Origin of the sequence: Rhodopseudomonas palustris BisB18 (genome assembly GCF_000013745.1) — a bacterium.
Taxonomy (GTDB): domain Bacteria; phylum Pseudomonadota; class Alphaproteobacteria; order Rhizobiales; family Xanthobacteraceae; genus Rhodopseudomonas_A; species Rhodopseudomonas_A palustris_F.
The window spans coordinates 3039078-3059093 of record NC_007925.1 but is presented as its reverse complement, the minus strand read 5'-3'; the positions used below and the strand labels follow the sequence as shown (position 1 = coordinate 3059093).

The following is a 20016-nucleotide window of genomic DNA, read 5'->3' as shown; positions in this document are numbered from 1 at the left end:
GTCACGCCAATGAAAAACGCTCCGGCAGGTTGATCGCGTTATGGTCGCTCCCCTGAAACTGGGTATCGCGGGCCTCGGCACCGTCGGTGCCGAGCTGTTCCGCCTGATCGCGCGGCAAGACAAGGTCTTGGCGGCGCGCTGCGGCCGTTCGGTGCGCGTGGTTGCGGTCACCGCACGATCGAAGGCCAAGAAGCGCGGCCTCGACCTGCGCGGCGTGGCTTGGGCCAAATCGCCGCTGGCGCTCGCCACCGACCCCGAGGTCGATTGCTTCGTCGAATTGATCGGCGGTGCCGACGAGCCGGCGCTGTCGGCGATCGAAGCCGCCCTCGGTCTCGGCAAATCGGTGGTCACCGCCAACAAGGCCTTGATCGCCAAGCACGGGCTGCGGCTCGCCGGCCTCGCCGAGCAGCACGGCGGCGCACTGAATTACGAGGCCGCGGTCGGCGCCGCGATCCCAGTGATCAAAACGCTGCGCGAAGGCCTCGCCGGCACCGAAATCAACCGCATCTACGGCATCCTCAACGGCACCTGCAACTACATCCTGACCCGGATGGAGCAGGAGGGGTTGTCGTTCGACGCCTGCCTGAAGGACGCGCAACGGCTCGGCTATGCCGAAGCCAATCCGTCGTTCGACGTCGACGGCCACGACACCGCGCAGAAACTATCGATCCTGGCGAGCCTCGCCTTCGGCACCAAGGTGGCGCAGAACGCGGTCTATGTCGAAGGCATCTCCTCGATCGCGCCGGAAGATCTCGCCGCCGCCGCCGAACTCGGCTACCGGGTCAAGCTGCTCGGCGTCGCGGTGCGCACCAAGACCGGCATCGAGCAGCGGGTGCACCCCACCATGGTGCCGCGCTCGTCGTCGATCGCCCAAGTGATGGGCGTCACCAACGCAGTCACCATCGACGGCGACGGGCTGAGCCCGATCACGCTGGTGGGACCCGGCGCCGGCGCCGAGGCCACCGCGTCCGCGGTGATCGCCGATATCGCCGACGTCGCCCGCGGCATCCGCGCGCTGCCGTTCGGCCGGCCGATCGCCAAGCTCGGCACCACCCGCAAGGCGCCGATGGAGCGCCACGAGGGCGGCTACTACATCCGGCTGATGGCGCGCGACCTGACCGGCACCGCGGCGACCATCGCCACCCGGCTGGCCGAGCAGGGCATTTCGATCGAATCGATCGTGCAGCGGCATCCCAACGGCAACCGCGACGCCGCCGGCGCGGCTAAGAAATCGTCGCCGGTCCCGGTGATCCTGATCACTTACGCCACCACCGAGGATGCGGTGCGCCGCGCGCTCGCCGCGGTGCAGCGCGACAAGGTGATCAGCGGTCGGCCGCAGGTGATCCGAATTGAGAAGAATTAGTCTCTCGCGGCCATCTCCATTCAGGATCATGGACCGGACCGACGTTTGAGGAGTTGAGCCGATGTCGACGATTATTTCCGTTCCGCCGCAGCTGTTGCTGGAGCGGATTCTGACGCTGGAGATCGTGCGGGTGACCGAACGCGCCGCGGTCTCGGCGGCGCGGTTGCGCGGTCACGGCCAGGAGAAGGCCGCCGACCAGGCCGCGGTCGACGCCATGCGGCGCGAACTCAACCGCATCCCGATCGAGGGCACCGTGGTGATCGGCGAGGGCGAGCGCGACGAAGCGCCGATGCTGTTCATCGGCGAAAAGGTCGGCATCAACGCCGGGCCGAAGGTCGACATCGCGGTCGATCCGTTGGAAGGCACCACGCTGTGCGCCAAGAACATGCCGGGCGCGATCGCCACCATGGCAATGGCGGAAGGCGGCACGCTGCTGCACGCCCCCGACGTCTACATGCAGAAGATCGCGATCGGACCCGGCTACGACAAGCACCTGATCGACATCGACGCGACGCCGGAAGAGAACATCCGCCGCGTCGCGCAGGCCAAGGGCGTGCCGACCTCGGCGATCACCGCGCTGGTGCTCGACCGTGCCCGCCACGCCGAACTGATCGCCGCGATCCGCAAGACCGGCGCCTCGGTGCGGCTGATCACCGACGGCGACGTCGCCGGCGTGATCCACACCGCCGATCCGGACAACACCGGCGTCGATATCTATATCGGCACCGGCGGCGCGCCCGAGGGCGTGCTGGCGGCCGCGGCGCTGCGCTGCATCGGCGGCCAGATGTACACCCGGCTCATTCTCGACACCCACGAGAAGCGCAACCGCGCGGAATCGATGGGCGTCAGCGATCCGAACAAGATCTACGCGATCGAGGACATGGCGCAGGGCGACTGCCTGTTCGCCGCCACCGGCGTCACCGACGGCTCGCTGTTGTCCGGCGTCAAGTTCCGCAAGGACAACGTGATCCAGACCGAGACCGTGGTGATGCGCTCGGTGACCGGCACGGTGCGCTACATCAAGGCCGATCACCGCCAGCTCGACAAATTCCACCTCGATTGAGCGGGCCGTAACTAACAAGTCTACTCAAAAAACCATCCGCGGGAGAGCGTCATGACCACGAAATCTGATACTCCCGCGGTCAAGGCGCTGTTGTTCGACATCTTCGGCACCGTGGTGGATTGGCGCGGCAGCCTGATCGCCGACCTCACGCAATGGTCGGCCAAGCGCGGCGTCAGCGGCGACTGGACAGCATTGGTCGACGCCTGGCGGCAGGCCTATGTACCGTCGATGAACGAGGTGCGCAAAAATCCGGGGCGCGGCTTCATCATCCTCGACACGCTGCACCGGCAGTCGCTGGAGCGGCTGGTGGTGGAGCTCGGCATCAACGGCCTCACCGACGACGACCTGCATGACATGACGATGGGCTGGCGGCGGCTGAAGCCGTGGCCGGACGTCGTCGCCGGACTGACCCGGCTGAAGCGCGACTACATCCTGTCGCCGCTGTCGAACGGCAACGTCGCGCTGCTGACCAATCTTGCGAAGAGCGCCGGGCTGCCGTTCGACCTGATCATCGGCGGCGACATCTCCGGCCACTACAAGCCGGATACTGAGACCTATCTCGGCGCCGCCAAGCTGTTGTGCCTGCGGCCCGACGAGGTGATGCTGGTCGCCGCACACAATAACGATCTCGCCGCGGCGCAGGCGCTGGGTCTGAAGACCGGCTTCGTGCCGCGCGTCACCGAATACGGCCCGCTGCAGGTGCGCGATTTCGAGCCGGACCGCGCCTGGGACATCGTGGCGCGCGATTTCGGCGACTTGGCCGAGCGACTGGGCTGCTGAGCGCTCGCTACGCGCACATGAGCGCCTTGTCCGGCGCCGCCACGCAGGCACGGTAAGTTGTTTAAGCCTCGGGCCCACCGCGTCATGGCCGCGCCCGTCGCGGCCATCCACGCCCACCTGCGACGTCTTGTATGTTTCCGTGGATGGCCGGGATAAGCCCGGCCATGACGCGGAGAGGGCGGGGGCCTCTCCAGACCGTGGGCCCGCGGAAGGTCTGATGAGATTCTCGCTCGGGCTCTTCAGGATGACGAATCAGCAGCGATGGTCAGCGGCATCACGGCAAGAATTTGAGCGGGGACTGCCAGTCGCCTGGCGTTGGCCTGATGCGCGCTTCGTGCTTATCTCCGCGCCATGACGCCTCCCGCCACCGCCATTCCGATCGAACAACCGCCGGCCTTTCTCGGCGTGGCGCGCTCGGCGACCGGCCGGGTGTGGCGCGACCGGCTCGATCCGCGTGGCGCCGCGCGGGCGCTGGCGATCGCGCAGCGCTATCAGCTGCCGGAAATGCTGGCCCGGGTGCTGGCGGGCCGCAATGTCGAGATCGACGCGGTGGAGGACTTTCTCGACCCGACGATCCGCAGGCTGCTGCCCGACCCCTACAGCGTGACGCAGATGGAAGCCGCCGCCAAGCGGCTTGCCGACGCCGTGCTCGGAGCGGAGACGGTGGCGATCTTCGGCGATTACGACGTCGACGGCGCTACCTCGGCGGCGCTGCTGGCCTGGCATTTGCGGCATTGCGGGCTCGATCCGTTGATCCACATTCCGGACCGCATCTTCGAGGGCTACGGCCCCAATGTCGACGCGGTGCGGATGCTGGCTTCGAGGGGCGCTACGCTCTTGATCACGGTGGATTGCGGCACCACCAGCCTGGAGCCGCTCGCGGAGGCCAAGCGGCTCGGCATGAGCGTGGTGGTGATCGATCATCACCAATGCGGCGATGAGCTGCCGGTCGTCGACGCGCTGGTCAATCCGAACCGACCGGACGATCTGTCCGGGCTGGGGCATCTCGCCGCGGTCGGGCTGGTGTTCGTCACGCTGGTGGCACTCAATCGCGAATTGCGCGCGCGCGGTTTCTGGACGTTGGAGCGGCCGCAGCCGGAGCTGCTGAACATGCTGCATCACGTGGCGCTCGGCACCGTCGCCGACGTCGCGCCGTTGACCGGGCTGAACCGCGCCTTCGTCGCCAAGGGGCTGATCGCGATGCGGCGGCGCGACCATGTCGGCCACACCGCGCTGATGGACATAGCAAGGCTGAACGGCCCGCCCGACGCGTTTCACTTGGGTTTCCTGCTGGGGCCGCGGATCAACGCCGGCGGCCGCATCGGCCGCGCCGACCTCGGCGTGCGGCTGCTGCTGGAGAGCGATATTTCCGAAGCCGCCAAGATCGCCGCCGAGCTCGACCGGCTCAATGCCGAGCGCCGGGTGATCGAACAGATGGCCGAAGCCCAGGCCGAGGCTGAAGCGCTGGCGGCGCTCGGCTTCGAGGACAAGGGCTCGGTGATCGTTACCGCCTCGGAAGGCTGGCACCCCGGCGTGGTCGGCCTCGTCGCCTCGCGGCTGAAGGAGAAATTTTCACGCCCCGCCTTTGCGATCGCGCTGGAGCCGGGCGGCATCGGCACCGGAAGCGGCCGCTCGATTCCCGGCGTCGACCTCGGCAAAGCGGTGCGTCAGGCGGTCAGCGACGGGCTGCTGCTGAAAGGCGGCGGCCACGCCATGGCGGCGGGGGTCACGCTGCGCAAGGAGAAGCTCGCCGAATTCCGCGCCTATATCGAGGCGGCGCTCGCCGCCGACGTCGCGCGGTCGCGCCACGCCAACGAGCTGTTCATCGACGGCGCGGTGTCAGCGCGCGCGGTGACGCCGGATCTGGTGGCGACGCTGAACCGCGCCGGGCCGTTCGGCTCCGGCAATCCGGAGCCGGTGCTGGCGCTGCCGTCGCATCAATTGGTCTATGCCGACGAGGTCGGCCAGGCGCATCTGCGGCTGCGCTTCAAATCCGGCGACGGCGCGATCGTCAACGGCATCGCGTTTCGAAGCGTCGGCCAGAAGCTCGGCAACGCGCTGCAGGAAAATCGCGGCCAGCCGCTGCACGTCGCCGGCTGCCTCACGGTGGATCGCTGGCAGGGCAACGAGCGGGTGCAGCTGCGCGTCACCGACGTCGCGGTGCCGGATCCAGGGCCAGCGGTGATCCGGTAAAAGGCGAAACTTTGCCACCGGGTGAGCAACTGCAACGGAAGCGTGCCCCGGACGCAGCGCAGCGCGCCGCACTTGCGGCGTGGTGCGCTGCGAGCCGGGGCCGTGACGGATGCTGCCTTTGGAACGGTCCCGGCTCGCGGCGCCGCGTGAAGCACGCGGCACCGCGTCCGGGACACGATGCCTCTCTCAGATGCTCACACCCCGAATCGCGCCGGGATCAGCCGGCGCAATTGCTTGCCCACCACGTCGCGAAATTTTGGGCTGTGCAGGCAGAAGCCGCCGGCAAGCCCGACCGCGCAGCCGAGCAGCGTATCGAACAACCGCGCCTCGATCACCGCATTGGGGTTACCTTGGCCGAGCGAGGCGGCGTCGGCGAGGAAGATGGTCAGCGGAGTGATGAAGATCACCGCAAAGCCGTAGTGCCGCACCACGGCGCTCTCGATGACGAAGCTGAGCGCGATCACCAGCAGCGCGATGCTCCATTTCTCCAGCGGCAGCGCCAACAGCATCCAGGCCAGCAACAGCCCCAGCGCAGTGCCGAGCACGCGATGCAATTGCCGCGTCCACACCGCGCGCAGCGACAATCCCTGGATCACCGCGAGGCAACTCACCGGCACCCAATAGGGCCGCTCGAGATGCAGCAGCTGCGCCAGCGCCAGCGAGATGCCGACGGCTACCCCGATCACCACCGAATCGAACACCACGAAATCGAAGGTCGCCGGCGGCAGCGGCGCCGCCGGCTGCGACGCCCGCAGCCGCAGCAGCGCGACGCTGTAGATGAAAGCGATCAACGCCGCCAGCAGGCAGCCCATGGTCAGCAGCCCGACCTTCAGCGGCACCTGCAGCACCTCGGTCGGCGAATAGGCGGCGATCGAGGCCGCCATCACGAAGAACAGGCTGCCGGGCACGCCGACGCGATAGAACCGGCACACCATCGACACCAGGATGGCGACCAGCCCCAGCACCGGCGTCAGCAGCAACGGAAAGAAGTGCGCGATGATGCCGAAGGCGTAGCAGGCGGTCATGCCGAAGCCGACCGCCATCAGCGATACCATGCGGTGATGCAGCGGTGTGGCCGGCAGATAGATGAAGGCCATCCCGCCGAGCGACGAGATCAGCCCGTAGTCGAGGCGGTCGAACCAGGCGCCGATCAACAGCGGCACGCCCGACGCCAGGGCCGCTGCGAACGGCATCTGCCAGGGCCGGTCGCTCGGGTTGATGGTGGTCAGATGGTGCCATTCGAGCTTGAGCAGCGCGACGAGCTTGTCCCAGAGCGAACGTCGCATCAGCGGCCCTGCCGCAACGCCGCCAAAACCTGCAACCCGCCATAGCCGTCGGCCGGCGACAGCCCGATCTTGCTCTGATAGTCGCGGATCGCCTTCATGGTGTCGTTGCCGACCCGGCCGTCGGTGCCGCCGGTATCAAACCCGGCGCGGGTGAGGCGGGTCTGCATCTCCTGCACCTCGGCCAAAGTCAGCGCCCGTTCCGAGCCGGGGAACGGCTGCCGGAACGGCGGCGCGCCGAGAATGCGGTCGCCGAGATGGCAGATCGCCAGCGCGTAGTTCATCGACGGGTTATAGCTTCTCACCGCGTAGAAATCCGGCCCCAGCAGGAATTTCGGGCCGCCCTCGACCGGTTGCCACATCTGCGCGTTGGCGTCGGGCAGCGGAAACGGCTCGCCGTCGATCCTGGCGACGCCCGAGCGCGACCATGCGGCGTAGCTCCGGCTGCCGCTGGCAGCGAGGCCGGGACCCTGCACCTCGTAGCCCCAATGCTCGCCGCGATGATACTTGCCGCGGTTGAGCAGAAATTTGGCGCTGGAGCCGAGCGCGTCGTCGGGCCGTCCGAACGGCGACACCTTGCCGTCGCCGTCGTAATCGATCCCGACATTGAGCCAGACTTCCGGCATCCATTGGGTATGGCCCATCGCCCCGGCCCAGGAGCCGCGCATCTCCTGCGGCGTCGACCAGCCGCGATCGACGATCTTCAAGGCATTGATCAACTCGGCTTCCCAGTAGACGCGGCGGCGCGGCTCTTTCCAGGCGAGAGCTGCGAGCGACGGAAACACCGGGCGCATGTGGTTCTGCTGCACCAAAGGATCGCCATAGGCGCTTTCCACGCCCCACAGCGCCAACAGCGTGCCGCGCTCGACGCCGAAATCGCGCTCGATCCGGGAAAACAACGCGGCGTGCTGCTTCAAGGCCGCGCGGCCGTTGATGATGCGCCAGTCCGACACCCGGCGGTTGATGTATTGCCAGAGCTGTTCGTTGAATTCCGGCTGCTTCTGCATCTGCCGGAACACGCTCATGTCGGGCTCGAGCGATCCCATCACCCGGGAATAGGTTTCGTCGGAAATGCCCTTGGCGCGGGCCTTGGCGCGAAAGCCGTCGCGCCACTCCGCAAAGCCCGCGGGGGCCGCGAAGGCCACGGCCGGCAGCGCGGCGAGGGCGGCGCCGAGCATGGCGCGGCGGGTGAGGCAGGCAGGGGAATCGGTCTTGGTCATGCCGCCAGTGTAACGGCGTCGGGGCGGGTGCGGCAAAGGGTGATGGCGTCGCGGAACCGATCGCCATCGACCGCCGGCGCGCCGCGGCTCAATCCCCGACACCCTCTTGCGGCGCCTCGGGATCCACCGGGTCCTGCGGCACCGTGCGGGCCGATGCGGGGACGGCGGGAGTCGGCGCGATCTCGCGGCCGCGTTGGCCGAGCAGCCGCTCATAGGCCGAGATCAGGGTGACGTAGGGATTGACCCACAGCCAGCCCTCACGGGTGAACACCTGGACGTCGAAATGCAGATGCGCGGTGGTGCCGCCGGCATGGTCCTGATAGTTCGACACCAGCCCGATCGGCTCGCCCTCGTCGACGCGGCGGCCGCTCCGCACGCCGTCCTGGTCCATGTGCGGCGGGCTCATATGCATGTAGCGGAAGCGGACGTGCTCGTGGCCGGTGTTGACCAACAGCGTCGCCGCTTGCTGCTTGGGCTGACGCAGCAGCACGCCGTCGCGCACCGCCAGCACCTTGTATTTGTTCGGCTCGCAGCGCTCGGCGCCGGCGTTGCGCTGGTCGCAGGCCGATGGCCGGATGTCCTGGCCCTGGTGGCCGAAGCCCGAGGCGCATTGCCCGACGCCGAAGTCGCGCGCCTCGCAGAAATTGTCCTGCCACGGATAGGCGTAGTTCTCGCCGGCGGCCTCGTCGAACACCAGCGACTTGGTGCTGCCCTTGCAGCGATAGCTGGCCCCCTTGCCGGACGGCGGCGGCACCCGGCCGCGATGAAAGCAATCGCCCCAGTTCAGGAAAGATTGCGAATTGGCGTAGGCCGGCGCGCGTTCGAGCGGAAACCGGATCTGCGAATACACCGTGTGGTCGGGGTGCCCGGGCTGGCCGCGATAGCCGCTGCCCTCGATGATTTCGCCGCTCGGCCGATAGCTGAACTCCGGCGACGGCGTGGCCGGGCGTTCGGCGAGTTGCGACGGCAGATAATTGCGCGGCCGCGACGGCCGACCGCCGACGATCCGCAGCGCCTTCAAGAACCGTTCGGCGATCGGCGAAGCCTCGCGGCAGCCCAAGCGCTTGGCGCGCGGGGAGGCGTCGAGGCACTGGATCGATACCACGTAAGGCACGCCGAACCGGGTGAAGGCGTAGCGGACGTGGCCTTCGCGGATCGTCCGGCGCAGGTCGGGATAAAGTGCGGCCAGCGCCTTCACCGGCTCGCCCTTGCCGGCCTGCGGATCGTTGATGTCGTAGGTCAGGAGCGATCCGGTGATCTGCACCTCGACCGGCTTGGCGAACAGCCGCGCGGGCAGGTCGTCGCCGGCGCCGGGCGGCAAGACGAACACCGCGTCGTAACCGGCGGCGCCGGCCTCGACCAGCTCGGCCGCACGGAATCCGGACTGATAGTGTGCGGCGGACAGGCGCTCCGGCGCGCCGCTTTCGCGATCGGCGAGCAACGCCGCGGTGTCGAACGGCAGCAGCACCGGGATCGGGCTGCGCGCGATGCCGGGAAACAGCCGCGAGGTCGCGGCGTTCAACTGCAGCAAGGCCGGCCAGGCGCGCGGATCGGAGCTGCGAAACCGGCGCTGCTGGGTGAAACTGAAGGCCGCGCCGATCGCGGGCTGCGCGCCGATCTCGGCCTTCAGCTGCTCGACTGCCGCGCGCCAATCCACCCGCATCGCCGAAACCGCAACGGTGCGGAATTCGTCGGCGGGCGAGGCGGTCGCGACCAGGCCGAGCGTGAGCCACGCCACGCCGATGAGCTTGACGGCTCGGTCGCAGATTTGGCCGAGAACCGTCAAAGGCACTGGCAGGTCGCTCCGGAAGTCAGAGGTCAGTCCTTGGCGCGCTCGACGTAGGAGCCGTCTTCGGTCATGATCACGATGCGGGTTCCGGTGCCGATATGCGGGGGCACCAAGGTGCGCACGCCGTTCGACAGGATCGCCGGCTTGTAGGACGACGACGCGGTCTGGCCCTTGGTCACCGGCTCGGTGTCGACCACTTCCAGGGTGGCGCGCTGCGGCATCTGGATCGCCACCGGAACGACGCCGTGCAGCGACAGCTTCACCGTCATGTTTTCCTGCAAGTAAGGCGCGGCATTGCCGACCACGTCCTTCGGCACCTGGACCTGATCGAAATTCTCGGTGTTCATGAAGTGGAAGCCGTCGGGGTCTTCATACAGATAGTTGAAATTGTGATCCTCGATCGTCGCCTTCTCGACCTGATCCGTGGTCTTGTAGCGCTCGGAGATCTTCACACCGTCGCTGATTCGGCGCATTTCGATCTGGCTGACCGGAGTTCCCTTGCCGGGATGGATGTTCTCGGCCGTCAGAACCACGTAAAGCTTGCCGTCTTGCTCGATGACGTTGCCCTTGCGAATAGAACTGGCGATGACTTTCAAAGGACTGTTTCCTAAATTTCGGGCCCGGGACCGATCCGGACAAAGGTGTCCTGTGGCCAGCGAAGCGGTTTCGGCCTGCAACATACTGATTTCGTATCGCGATGCCAGTGTTTTGCGGCTCGCGGCGGGACAACCTTAGTGGACGAGACCAGCCCGATTTCGCCGTGGTGGACGCCATCCCGCCACCTCGACCGCGCGCCGTTCTTGCGGGCGCGGGCCGAAATCACCCGCGCCACCCGGCAATGGTTCGCCGATCGGGGCTTTATCGAGGTCGAAACCGGGATTTTGCAGGCCTCGCCCGGCAACGAGACCCATCTGCACGCGCCGCGCACCGAACTGACCACCGGGTCCGGCGAGCGATTATGCCGCTATCTGCGGACCTCGCCGGAGTTCGCCTGCAAGAAGCTGTTGGCCGCCGGCGAACAAAAGATCGTCGAATTCGCCCGCGTGTTCCGCGACCGCGAACGCGGCGACCTGCATCTGCCGGAATTCACCATGCTGGAATGGTACCGTGCCGGCGCGCCGTATCAAGCGGTGGTCGACGATTGCGTGGCGGTGATCGGCGAAGCCGCGCGCGCGGCCGGCACAAGGCTGTTCGCGTTTCGCGGCCGGATCGCCGATCCGTTCGCCGCACCGCAGTTGCTCAGCGTGGCGCAGGCCTTCCGCAGCTTCACCGACATCGATCTGTTGGCCAGCATCGGCGGCGGCGAACCCGACCGCGCGGCGCTGGCCGCGATGGCGCAGCGCTGGGTGAAGGTCAGCGACGACGACGACTGGTCGGACATCTTCAGCAAGATCCTGGTCGAACATATCGAGCCCAATCTGGGGCAGGGGCAATTGACCGTGCTGTGCGAATATCCGGCGCCGGAGGCCGCATTGGCGCGGACGCTGCCGTCCGATCCGCGGGTCGCCGAGCGCTTCGAGGTCTATGCCTGCGGCGTCGAACTGGCCAACGGCTTCGGCGAATTGACCGACGCGCAGGAGCAGCGCGCGCGCTTCACCAAGGCGATGGACGAGAAACAGCGCCGCTACGGCGAGCGCTATCCGCTCGACGAGGAGTTTCTCGAAGCGGTCGGGCAGATGCCCGAAGCCAGCGGCGTGGCGCTCGGCTTCGACCGGCTGGTGATGCTGGCCGCCGGGGCGCGGCGGATCGACGAGGTGGTGTGGACGCCGCCGGCGGGCACGCCATGAGCAAGATTGTCAGCATCCCGAATGCAACGACGCTGCGGCAGCCGGCGGAGCTGGCGGCGCGCGGGCTGGTCGCGGCCGACCAGCTGCCGACGCTCGACGCCGTGGCGCAGCGCTACGCCGTGGCGGTGACCGAGGCGGTCGCCGCCCTGATCGATCCGACAGACCCGGACGATCCGATCGCCCGGCAATATATCCCGAGCGCCGCGGAGCTGGTGCGCGATCCGGTCGAGCGCGCCGATCCGATCGGCGACGCCGCTCACGCGCCGCTCGACGGCATCGTGCATCGCCACACCGATCGCGTGCTGTTCAAGCTGGTCAATGTCTGCGCGGTGTATTGCCGGTTCTGCTTCCGCCGCGAGACGGTGGGCCCGGGCAAGGCCGCGACGCTGTCCGGCGAGGCTTATCGCGCGGCGCTGGACTATATCCGCGCGCATCCGGAGATCTGGGAAGTGATCCTGACCGGCGGCGATCCGTTGATGCTGTCGCCGCGCCGGCTCGGCGAGGCGATGAGCGATCTCGCCGCCATCGATCACGTCAAGATCATCCGCATCCACAGCCGCGTGCCGGTGGCGGAGCCGTCGCGGATCAGCCGCGAGTTGGTCGGCGCATTGCAGGTGTCCGGCGCGACCGTGTGGATGGCGCTGCACGCCAATCACCCGCGCGAATTGAGCGCCGCGGCGCGCGCCGCCTGCGCCCGAATCATCGACGCCGGGATTCCGATGGTCAGCCAGTCGGTGCTGCTGCGCGGCGTCAACGACGACGGGCCGACCCTGGCGGCGTTGATGCGCGGCTTCGTGGAATGCCGGATCAAGCCGTATTATCTGCACCACGGCGATCTGGCGCCGGGCACCGCGCATCTGCGCACCACGCTGGCCGAAGGCCAGGCCTTGATGCGGCAGTTGCGCGGCCGGGTGTCCGGGCTGTGCCAGCCGGATTACGTGCTCGACATCCCGGGCGGCTACGGCAAGGCGCCGGTCGGCCCGAATTATTTGACGCCGGCCGATGAACCGGCGGCGGATTTGCGCTATCGTGTCACCGACTATTGCGGCGACGCTCACCTCTATCCGCCGACCTCGTAATCGCCGGTGCAAATGTCCGACCAGCGGCCGACCGACCCGGACAGCGATCGCGACTATTCGGGGCTGGAGAATTTGGCGCTGCTTGCCATGTTCGGGGTGGTGGTGGCGGCGGGAATCTGGCTGCTGTGGACCATGGCGGACGTGCGCAAGGTCCAGGATTGCGCGGCGCAGGGCCGGCGCAATTGCGCGACGATCGAACGGCCGGAGCGATAGCTGTTTCCGGCCGAGGAGAAGCGAGATGCGAAGACTGATCACATCCACGGCGGCTGTGCTCGTGCTGCTCGGCAGCGCGGCGTTCGCGCAGACCGGCACCCGCACAGCGCCGACCACCCCGTCCGGGACGCCGAACGTGTCGTCGGATCAGAAGATGATCGGAACAGCCCCGGTCGGCCACCGCCAGCCGAGGCTCGATCCGTCGTTGCCCGATCCCACCACGCGCGATCCTGCCGATGTGGCGCTGGATCGTCAGCTGCGCAGCATCTGCCGCGGCTGCTGAGCAGCCTCAGCGATTGCGCGCCGCCAAGGCCATCGCGATCATCGAGGCGCCGCCGAACAACAGATTGATTCCGACCAACAGGCCGATCGCCCACAGCGCGGTGCCCGGCAGGCCGCTGATGATGACGGCTGCGACCAGCAGGTCGGCGAGGCCCGAGGCCAACAGCCAGCCCCAGCGCTCGATCAGTTCGCGGCGATGCTCCAGCGCGTACATGATGGTCACCACGCCCTCGGCGAGGAAGTAGGCGCCGACCACGATGGTCAGGGTCAAGGTCGCTTCGAGCGGGCGGGCCAGCAGGATGACGCCCGCGATCAACGCCACCACGGCGGACGCCAGCGACCACCAGAAACCGGGCGATTGCCGCGCCCAAATCGTCAACGCCAAGCCGATGACGCCGCTGATCAGCAACATCCAACCCAGCAGAATGGTAAAGGCGAGACTGGCGAACGGCGGCAGGATGATCGCCGCAAGACCAAAGATGACGAAAAGCACGCCCTCGATCAGCAGCGCTTTCCAATGCGCGTGGACGGCGGCATTCAACTCGGCCTGAAGGCGGGTATTTTCTTCGGGAAGGGTCATCGAGATCTCCTCTGTCGTCGCCATGTCGGCGACGCACTATAGCTTGGGCTGCAAATAGAGCATTGTCGGTTGGGATTGAATCGTCCAACCAAAATGTCGTCGTCATTCCGGATTGCGAGTTCGAACAACGAGCAAGTCCGGAATCCATAACTCCTGCGGTGGTTATGGATTCCGGACTCACTCGCAGCTGACGCTGCTCGTGCCCCGGAATGACGGGCCGGGACTCTTGAACCGCATCAATCCTAACCGAAAATGCGCTAGCGACGGCAGTCGTATCGGAACACATTCCGGTCGACTCTGTTCAGCTTTACGAGGAGGAACCGTGATGCACAAAATCTGGATTGGCTTGGCCGCTTTGGTCGCCGCAGCGGCGCTGGGCGATCCCGCGCAGGCGCGCGATTATCGCTACTGCCTGATCTCGCCCGGATTCGGCTATCCCGGAGAATGCAGCTATTCGACCTATCGGCAATGCGCCGCCTCGGCCTCCGGCCGCTACGCGGACTGCATTGTCAATCCGCGGGCGTACGCCGAGCCGCGCAGAACGTATCGCCGCCGCCATCGGTAGCGACGCTGTCGGTCAAACCCCGACAGCGGCATCTCGGCGCCTCGACCGACGCCGCGCCACACCGCGGCCAAGTCACCAAGCCCTGCCTTTACGCCACCCGCAACTTGCGAGCCGGGCAGTGCACGGTTGCCCGTCACATTGGCCGACGTGGCCTGGCGACTGAACGATGCGTTCAGGCAGACAAGTGTTTGTTGCCGCGGCGCGGATCGACATGGGCGCGATGCGGCGCATGCTGCATGTCACCCAAAATCACCACGCTGAACAGGATTACGACGGTGGACACCGCGGCGGCAGATAGCAGCAGAATATCGACGGTCATCATGGCTGCACGTCCTCTGTAGATTTGTAATTATTCCGCCCGATTACGAGGATTGGCGTTGATGCGGATCAAATGCCGCCGGGCGGATCGCTGAATGGCGTCGCCCGGTGCGCCGCCGGCGACGCTGCGCAGCTTCGCGGCCGGCTACAGAGTTGCCATGACTGGAACCCGGTGGGTGCCGCGGTAGACCGCTACGGCTGGTCGGGCCCGCGTCGTGGTGGGCGATTGCTTACTTGGGTGCGCAGGCGACGATCAGTCGGCTGGAGCTGGCGCCGCATTTCGCCGTCAGCAGACCGTGGTCGACCAGCAAGGTGTCGGTCAGCCGGGTGCCGCTGCCGTTGACACAGAGTGCGGTGATCAAGGTTTCGCTCGCCTCACAGGCCAGCGGACAGCCGTCCTTGGCGCACGAGGAGGAGACCAGCGTTCGCAGCGCGGTCGCCGGCGTTCCTGCGGCGCCTTGCGGACCGGGCGCGCCAGGGTCGCCCTGTTCGCCCTTCAGGCTGCGGTTGTTCAAGGCCACGACGACGATCGCGATCGCGCCGATCAGTACGGTGGCCACCATCACCTGGTTGCGGATCTGCTCCCAGGTAAACGACGGCAGGGCGGGGCGCTTCCAGACCGGAAGCCCGGGCAGCGTCGCTTCACTCAACGCCATGTAGCCGATGAAGATCGACCCGCCGCCGAGCAGCAACAGCACCAGCAACGAGGCGATCGCCGAGAGATAATCCATCTTACCGTTCCACCTGAGCTGCGCCCCTGACCGCCTTACCGGGGCGGGGCGAGGGCCACATTGTTCGCCAATCAGAATAGTTCGCCAATCATAATAGCTGGCGGTCGCAGGCCGCCCAATCACGGCAATCCTAGCACCGCGCCGGCTTCGCTTCCTTGAGCTAAATCACTGATTGCGGAAAACGTGGTGAACGCGAAATGACCGGCGGCTGGACGCAGAGCACTTATCACCGACCGCACACGAACGGCTCACGCGCGCTTGTTCATGGCGTTCGGAACACAGCCGCCGCGCCGTGGTTCTGCAATGGTCCAACCAACAGGAGATTTCCACATGCGCTTGCTCATTCTCGCCGCCTTGGCCGCGACGTCGGTTGCCGCCCTCGCCGGGGCATCGTCGTCCCCGGCGGAAGCCCGGGAGTACGCCTATTGTCTGCAGGGCCGGCAACAAGGCTATCCCGGCGCTTGTGACTACTCCAGCTTCGGGCAGTGCAAGGCCGCGGCGTCGGGCACCGATGCCGATTGCAGCATCAATCCGCGATTCGCCTATGGCGTGTCACGTGGCCCGGCTTACTACCCGGCCTACAGTCCGTACGATTCCCGCGCCGAGTGGTAAGCGGCGAGCCGCCGACTACGCCGCCCCGTCGATCGGACGGGGCGGCATTGTTTTGCCTGCAGCCGGTGATATCCGAGTGCCGCCGACACGCTTCGGCGTCGGTGGCGAAATGGTGCGGACCGGGATCGTCAGATCGTACCGGCGGCGCCGGCCGGGGTGCCGGCGCAGATTCTGCTGCTTTGCAGCATCTTGGCTCGCAGCCGCGAAGTCCGGCGACCGCCACAACATGATGTCGGAAAACCCCGCCGGCGCTGGGTTCTCGACCTTCGCATCGCTAGACATCCAGACCAATAGGGCTGAAAACCAGCCGCGGCGGATCGACCGATCGACCGTCGTGCCACGCCCCACCTTTGGTTCTGGAGCCTTCCGTGCGCCCTGCAGTCATTGCCGCGACCGGCCTGTTTACCCCGCCCGAGAGCATTTCGAATGCCGAGCTGGTGGAGGCCTTCAATGCCTATGTGGCGCGGTTCAACGCCGACCATGCCGCGGCGATCGGCGCCGGTGAGATCGCCCCGCTGCAGCCTTCGTCGGCCGAGTTCATCGAAAAGGCCTCCGGCATCAAGTCGCGCTACGTGATGCAGAAATCCGGCATCCTCGATCCCGAGCTGATGCGCCCGGTGATCCCGGAGCGCTGCAACGAAGAGATTTCGATCCTGGCGGAGATGGCGGTGAAGGCCGCCGAGCAGGCGCTGCAGCGCTGGGGCAAACCGCGCGCGCGGATCGGGGCGGTGCTGTGCGCGGCCTCCAACATGCAGCGCGCCTATCCGGCGATGGCGGTCGAGGTGCAGGACGCGCTCGGTCTCGGCGGCTTCGCCTTCGACCTCAACGTCGCCTGTTCGTCGGCGACCTTCGGCATCAAGACCGCGGCGGACTTCGTCGCGACCGGCTCGGTCGACGCGGTGCTGATGGTCAACCCGGAGATCTGCTCCGGCCACCTCAACTTCCGCGATCGCGATAGCCATTTCATCTTCGGCGACGTCGCCACCGCGGTGATCATCGAGCGCGCCGACCAGGCGGTGGGCGGCTGGGACATCCTCGGCACCCGGTTGAAGACCCAATTCTCCAACGCCATCCGCAACAATGCCGGGTTCTTGAATCGCGCGGCGCCGGAGGGACGCGACCTGCCGGACAAGCTGTTCGTGCAACAGGGCCGCAAGGTGTTCAAGGAAGTGGTGCCGATGGTGTCGGAGATGATCCTCGATCACGCCGGCTCGCTCGGGCTCGCTCCGCAGGCCTTGAAGCGGCTGTGGCTGCACCAGGCCAACATCAACATGAATGTGATGATCGGCCGCCGGGTGCTCGGCCGCGACCCCACCGAGCAAGAGAACGTCATCATCCTCGACCGCTATGCCAACACCTCGTCGGCGGGATCGATCATCGCCTTCCACCAGCACTCCGACGACATGGCGGCCGACGACCTCGGGCTGATCTGCAGCTTCGGTGCGGGCTATTCGGCCGGCACGGTGTTCGTGCGCAAGCGCTGAGGGCCTCAGCGACTGACCGAAAGAGCGATCAATCACATCAGGCATCAAACCCGTCATTGCGACGAGCTGTTGCGACGAAGCATTTCAGGGCTCCATCGGCAGCCGCTAGATTGTTTCGCTGTTCAGCCGGCGCACCGCGCCGTCAACGGCTCGCAATGACGCCCCGCTGATTGCTTGCTGCTTTTTGCAGTCAGACTCTCAAGGGTGCCAATCCAGCACGGTGGTCCGGTTGCCGTATTGGGCGTTGAAGCTGATGGCGTGTCGCTGCATCGCCAGCAGCGAGGCTTCATCTTGGCTCCTTGGGCACTGCACGGTGTAATTCTCCAGATGTGAGCGCTTCAGCCGCGCCCTGAACGAAGCTTCGGCGCCGGCGATGTCCGCGTTGGTGGAGAACGGCGCCGACACATACGCTTTGTGCTCGGCATCCGAGGAGGCGAGGCAATAGCGCCAGTCGTTGGCGCAGGCCGGTCCGGTGGCAGCAACCGCCAACGCCACGGCCAGCAATCCGCTCTGCAACATCTTGAGAACTCATCGCTCGGTGATCAGGTCGGGCAGGTGAATGCCGCAACACTGCCGGCTTTCGATTAAAGCCACGTAAAATCGTCGCGGACCGCGAAGAGCGCCGCAGATCAGCAGGCGTTTGTGGCAGACGGTTGCACTGTGATTCTTGCCAAGAAGGCGGTGCAAGGCATGTTCGACCGTCGCACCTTCTAGGCGGTTTTTTTGACGCTTTGAGACTGCCGGCTTGGCTTCTGCGGCGTCAATCGCGAATCTGCGACGTAGGCGGCCAAAAAGACATCCACGGCTCTGCCGACTGACTTATCAATCGCGTCACGGGTGATCTCGTCGCCGAACTGGAGTGTCCGGCGGTAAGTAATCTCGGACTCAAGCAGAGCCAACAGATGATGCGCAGCGGCGTCAATGTCGACGACCGCGAGCCGTCCGGCGGCTGTCGCGGCTTCGAAGTAGCGGGTGAAGGCCTCGATCGCCTTTCCCGGACCCGCTTCGTAGAAGATGCGGCCCAAATTGCCGACCCGGCCGTACGACACGGCGAGGCGGTAGGCGGTCGTGGCGTCCTCTGCCAGCACGCGCCCGACCAACTCCTTGCCGACGTCGAGCAGGACCGTGCGGGGATGCTCCGCAGCGCGGTCCTGCAATCCTTTCAGCATCACCAGGATCTGCTGTCCGGCGACCCGCAGGGCGACGTGGACGAACAGCTCTTCCTTGGAGGGAAAATAGCCGTACAGCGTCGCTTTCGAGCCGCCGAGCCGCTTGGCGATCTCCGACATCGACGCCCCCTCGAGGCCGCGCTCCTGGAACACCTGAGCAGCCGTCTCGAGAATCGCGTCGCGCTTGGTTTCGGTCCGAACTCTCGCCATTCGCCTCGTCTCGTCGGTTTCGCCGTTGACGCTCATCGTCGGTGCCGACGAACACTCCGCCGATTTAAATACTGTACGTACGGTCATATTGACAGCCCCTCCGGTTCATAATAACCGTACGTACGGTACGTTTATTGGGTGTCGTCGGCTTTCCCCGGGCGGGCGGCTCCGCGGTTTCACGTTAAGGCGATGACGATGAGGGAGATCGCATTATTCGGACCCGCCATCGTCGCTTTGGCGCTCATGGTCGGCGGCTGCGATTCGGCCCTTCGCGAGCCCGCCAAGCGGGACGTCGCCGCCGCTCCTCTCCCAGTGATCGTCGCACCGGTGCGCTACCAGGACGGCGGCAGAACGCGGACCTTCGCCGCCACGATCAGGCCGGCGATCGAAAGCGACCTCGGATTTCGGGTGAACGGCAAGGTGGCGCGGCGGTTGGTGCGCAATGGCGACCGCGTGCGCAAAGGCCAGACGCTGCTTGAGCTCGATCCCGACGATCTGCAGCTGCAGCGCGAGCAGGCCGAGGCGGAGGTGAAAGCCGCCACCACGAGCCTGAGCCAGGCCGCGGCCGACGAACGGCGCGCCATCGAACTCCAGAGCAAGGGCTGGGCGGCCAACACCACGGTGGAGAAGGCGCTCGCCGCCGCGCAGGAGGCGCGCAGCCGATTGATCCGCGCGCAACGCGGGCTCGACCTCGCAGCGCATTCGCTCGACTACGCGACGCTCGCCGCCGAGGAGGATGGCGTCATCACGGCGACGCCGGTCGAACCAGGGCAGGTGATCACAGCGGCGCAGCCCGCCGTGCGGCTCGCTCGTCTCGCCGAACTCGAGGCGCTGGTGGCGCTGCCGGAAAGCTATGTCGAGCACGCGCGCCAGGCCGCGGCGTCGCTGACGCTGTGGTCGCTGCCGGAGCAGGTCTACGTGGTGCGATTGCGTGAACTGGCGCTCGCGGCCGAGCCGGCGACGCGCACCTATGCCGCGCGCTTCAGCATCGCTGATCCCGATGAAGCAGTCCGCATCGGCATGAGCGCGACGCTGATGCTGCGGGAGCAGGGCGGGCGTCCGGTAGCGCGCCTGCCGCTAACGGCGCTGTTCAACCACGGTCGCGGGCCGTCGGTCTGGGTCGTCGATGCCGGCGGCAGACTGGCCGAACGCGCCGTGGTGATCGACCGCTACGACGCGCGCTTCGTGCTGATCGTCTCGGGCGTGACCGAGGGTGAGAGCGTCGTCGCGCTCGGGGTCGAAAAGCTCGATGCGGGCCTGACGGTGCGGGCGGTCTCCGCGCTGTCGTTTTGATG

At 66.7% G+C, this 20016-nt stretch carries 21 protein-coding genes; 12 read left to right on the top strand and 9 right to left on the bottom strand.

Annotated features, from left to right (window positions below; translation table 11 throughout):
- Positions 1–40 precede the first annotated feature (40 nt).
- The 4 genes from RPC_RS14115 to recJ all read left to right on the top strand — a co-directional run bounded on the left by RPC_RS14115 (position 41) and on the right by recJ (position 5399).
- Positions 41–1363, top strand: coding sequence for a homoserine dehydrogenase (locus RPC_RS14115; protein WP_011473260.1), 1323 nt, complete (start codon positions 41–43; stop codon positions 1361–1363).
- A 61-nt stretch (positions 1364–1424) separates the two neighbouring features.
- On the top strand, positions 1425–2426 hold the full coding sequence (gene glpX, locus RPC_RS14110) for a class II fructose-bisphosphatase (RefSeq protein ID WP_011473259.1): 1002 nt from the start codon (positions 1425–1427) through the stop codon (positions 2424–2426).
- Positions 2427–2477: 51 nt separating this feature from the next.
- Positions 2478–3206: a haloacid dehalogenase type II gene (locus RPC_RS14105; RefSeq protein ID WP_011473258.1), complete on the top strand. Its 729-nt coding sequence runs from the start codon at positions 2478–2480 to the stop codon at positions 3204–3206.
- A gap of 351 nt (positions 3207–3557) precedes the next feature.
- A complete protein-coding gene (gene recJ, locus RPC_RS14100; RefSeq protein ID WP_011473257.1) occupies positions 3558–5399 on the top strand; it encodes a single-stranded-DNA-specific exonuclease RecJ in 1842 nt (613 codons plus the stop codon).
- 194 nt (positions 5400–5593) lie between these two features.
- Here recJ and RPC_RS14095 read toward each other — a convergent pair whose 3' ends face one another.
- The 4 genes from RPC_RS14095 to efp all read right to left on the bottom strand — a co-directional run bounded on the left by RPC_RS14095 (position 5594) and on the right by efp (position 10287).
- The gene (locus tag RPC_RS14095; protein WP_011473256.1) at positions 5594–6685 is read right to left on the bottom strand and encodes an FUSC family protein; all 1092 of its coding nucleotides are present in this window, start codon (positions 6683–6685) and stop codon (positions 5594–5596) included.
- Positions 6685–7902, bottom strand: a complete 1218-nt coding sequence (locus tag RPC_RS14090; RefSeq protein WP_011473255.1) for a lytic murein transglycosylase — start codon at positions 7900–7902, stop codon at positions 6685–6687. The genes RPC_RS14095 and RPC_RS14090 overlap by 1 nt, the downstream gene beginning before the upstream one ends.
- Positions 7903–7990: 88 nt before the next feature.
- A complete protein-coding gene (locus RPC_RS14085) occupies positions 7991–9694 on the bottom strand; it encodes a peptidoglycan DD-metalloendopeptidase family protein (RefSeq protein WP_011473254.1) in 1704 nt (567 codons plus the stop codon).
- Positions 9695–9720: 26 nt separating this feature from the next.
- Positions 9721–10287, bottom strand: a complete 567-nt coding sequence (gene efp / locus RPC_RS14080; RefSeq protein ID WP_041801825.1) for an elongation factor P — start codon at positions 10285–10287, stop codon at positions 9721–9723.
- Between the two features lie 138 nt (positions 10288–10425).
- Here efp and epmA point away from each other — a divergent pair, with 138 nt between their 5' ends.
- From epmA to RPC_RS14060, 4 genes are read left to right on the top strand one after another with little or no spacing between them, the layout of a single operon-like run.
- Positions 10426–11478, top strand: a complete 1053-nt coding sequence (gene epmA, locus RPC_RS14075; RefSeq protein ID WP_011473252.1) for an EF-P lysine aminoacylase EpmA — start codon at positions 10426–10428, stop codon at positions 11476–11478.
- Positions 11475–12557, top strand: a complete 1083-nt coding sequence (locus RPC_RS14070) for a lysine-2,3-aminomutase-like protein (protein WP_041802850.1) — start codon at positions 11475–11477, stop codon at positions 12555–12557. Before epmA ends, RPC_RS14070 begins: the two co-directional genes overlap by 4 nt.
- A gap of 12 nt (positions 12558–12569) precedes the next feature.
- Positions 12570–12770 (top strand): hypothetical protein, encoded by a 201-nt coding sequence (locus RPC_RS14065; protein WP_011473250.1) that lies wholly within the window; start codon positions 12570–12572, stop codon positions 12768–12770.
- Between the two features lie 25 nt (positions 12771–12795).
- Positions 12796–13053, top strand: coding sequence for a hypothetical protein (locus RPC_RS14060; protein ID WP_011473249.1), 258 nt, complete (start codon positions 12796–12798; stop codon positions 13051–13053).
- 6 nt (positions 13054–13059) lie between these two features.
- Here RPC_RS14060 and RPC_RS14055 read toward each other — a convergent pair whose 3' ends face one another.
- Positions 13060–13632, bottom strand: coding sequence for an HdeD family acid-resistance protein (locus tag RPC_RS14055; RefSeq protein ID WP_011473248.1), 573 nt, complete (start codon positions 13630–13632; stop codon positions 13060–13062).
- 325 nt (positions 13633–13957) lie between these two features.
- Here RPC_RS14055 and RPC_RS14050 point away from each other — a divergent pair, with 325 nt between their 5' ends.
- On the top strand, positions 13958–14197 hold the full coding sequence (locus tag RPC_RS14050) for a DUF3551 domain-containing protein (RefSeq protein ID WP_011473247.1): 240 nt from the start codon (positions 13958–13960) through the stop codon (positions 14195–14197).
- A 172-nt stretch (positions 14198–14369) separates the two neighbouring features.
- On the opposite strand, the gene RPC_RS26505 is transcribed toward RPC_RS14050, so the two are convergent.
- Together RPC_RS26505 and RPC_RS14045 are read right to left on the bottom strand one after the other, a co-directional pair.
- Positions 14370–14519 carry a hypothetical protein gene (locus tag RPC_RS26505; RefSeq protein ID WP_167532075.1) on the bottom strand — a complete coding sequence of 50 codons (150 nt, stop codon included), beginning with the start codon at positions 14517–14519 and terminating at the stop codon, positions 14370–14372.
- 226 nt (positions 14520–14745) lie between these two features.
- Entirely contained in the window at positions 14746–15246 is a 501-nt protein-coding gene (locus RPC_RS14045) for a collagen-like protein (protein ID WP_049766103.1), read from the bottom strand.
- A gap of 330 nt (positions 15247–15576) precedes the next feature.
- Between RPC_RS14045 and RPC_RS14040 the strand changes: the two genes are divergently transcribed.
- Together RPC_RS14040 and RPC_RS14035 are read left to right on the top strand one after the other, a co-directional pair.
- Positions 15577–15858, top strand: a complete 282-nt coding sequence (locus RPC_RS14040) for a DUF3551 domain-containing protein (RefSeq protein WP_011473245.1) — start codon at positions 15577–15579, stop codon at positions 15856–15858.
- A gap of 368 nt (positions 15859–16226) precedes the next feature.
- A complete protein-coding gene (locus tag RPC_RS14035) occupies positions 16227–17342 on the top strand; it encodes a beta-ketoacyl-ACP synthase III (RefSeq protein ID WP_011473244.1) in 1116 nt (371 codons plus the stop codon).
- A 198-nt stretch (positions 17343–17540) separates the two neighbouring features.
- Here RPC_RS14035 and RPC_RS14030 read toward each other — a convergent pair whose 3' ends face one another.
- Both RPC_RS14030 and RPC_RS14025 read right to left on the bottom strand, forming a co-directional pair.
- Positions 17541–17861: a hypothetical protein gene (locus RPC_RS14030; protein WP_011473243.1), complete on the bottom strand. Its 321-nt coding sequence runs from the start codon at positions 17859–17861 to the stop codon at positions 17541–17543.
- A gap of 191 nt (positions 17862–18052) precedes the next feature.
- The gene (locus tag RPC_RS14025; protein ID WP_049766102.1) at positions 18053–18757 is read right to left on the bottom strand and encodes a TetR/AcrR family transcriptional regulator; all 705 of its coding nucleotides are present in this window, start codon (positions 18755–18757) and stop codon (positions 18053–18055) included.
- 153 nt (positions 18758–18910) lie between these two features.
- Here RPC_RS14025 and RPC_RS14020 point away from each other — a divergent pair, with 153 nt between their 5' ends.
- Positions 18911–20014, top strand: coding sequence for an efflux RND transporter periplasmic adaptor subunit (locus RPC_RS14020; protein ID WP_011473241.1), 1104 nt, complete (start codon positions 18911–18913; stop codon positions 20012–20014).
- The last annotated feature ends 2 nt before the right edge of the window (positions 20015–20016 follow it).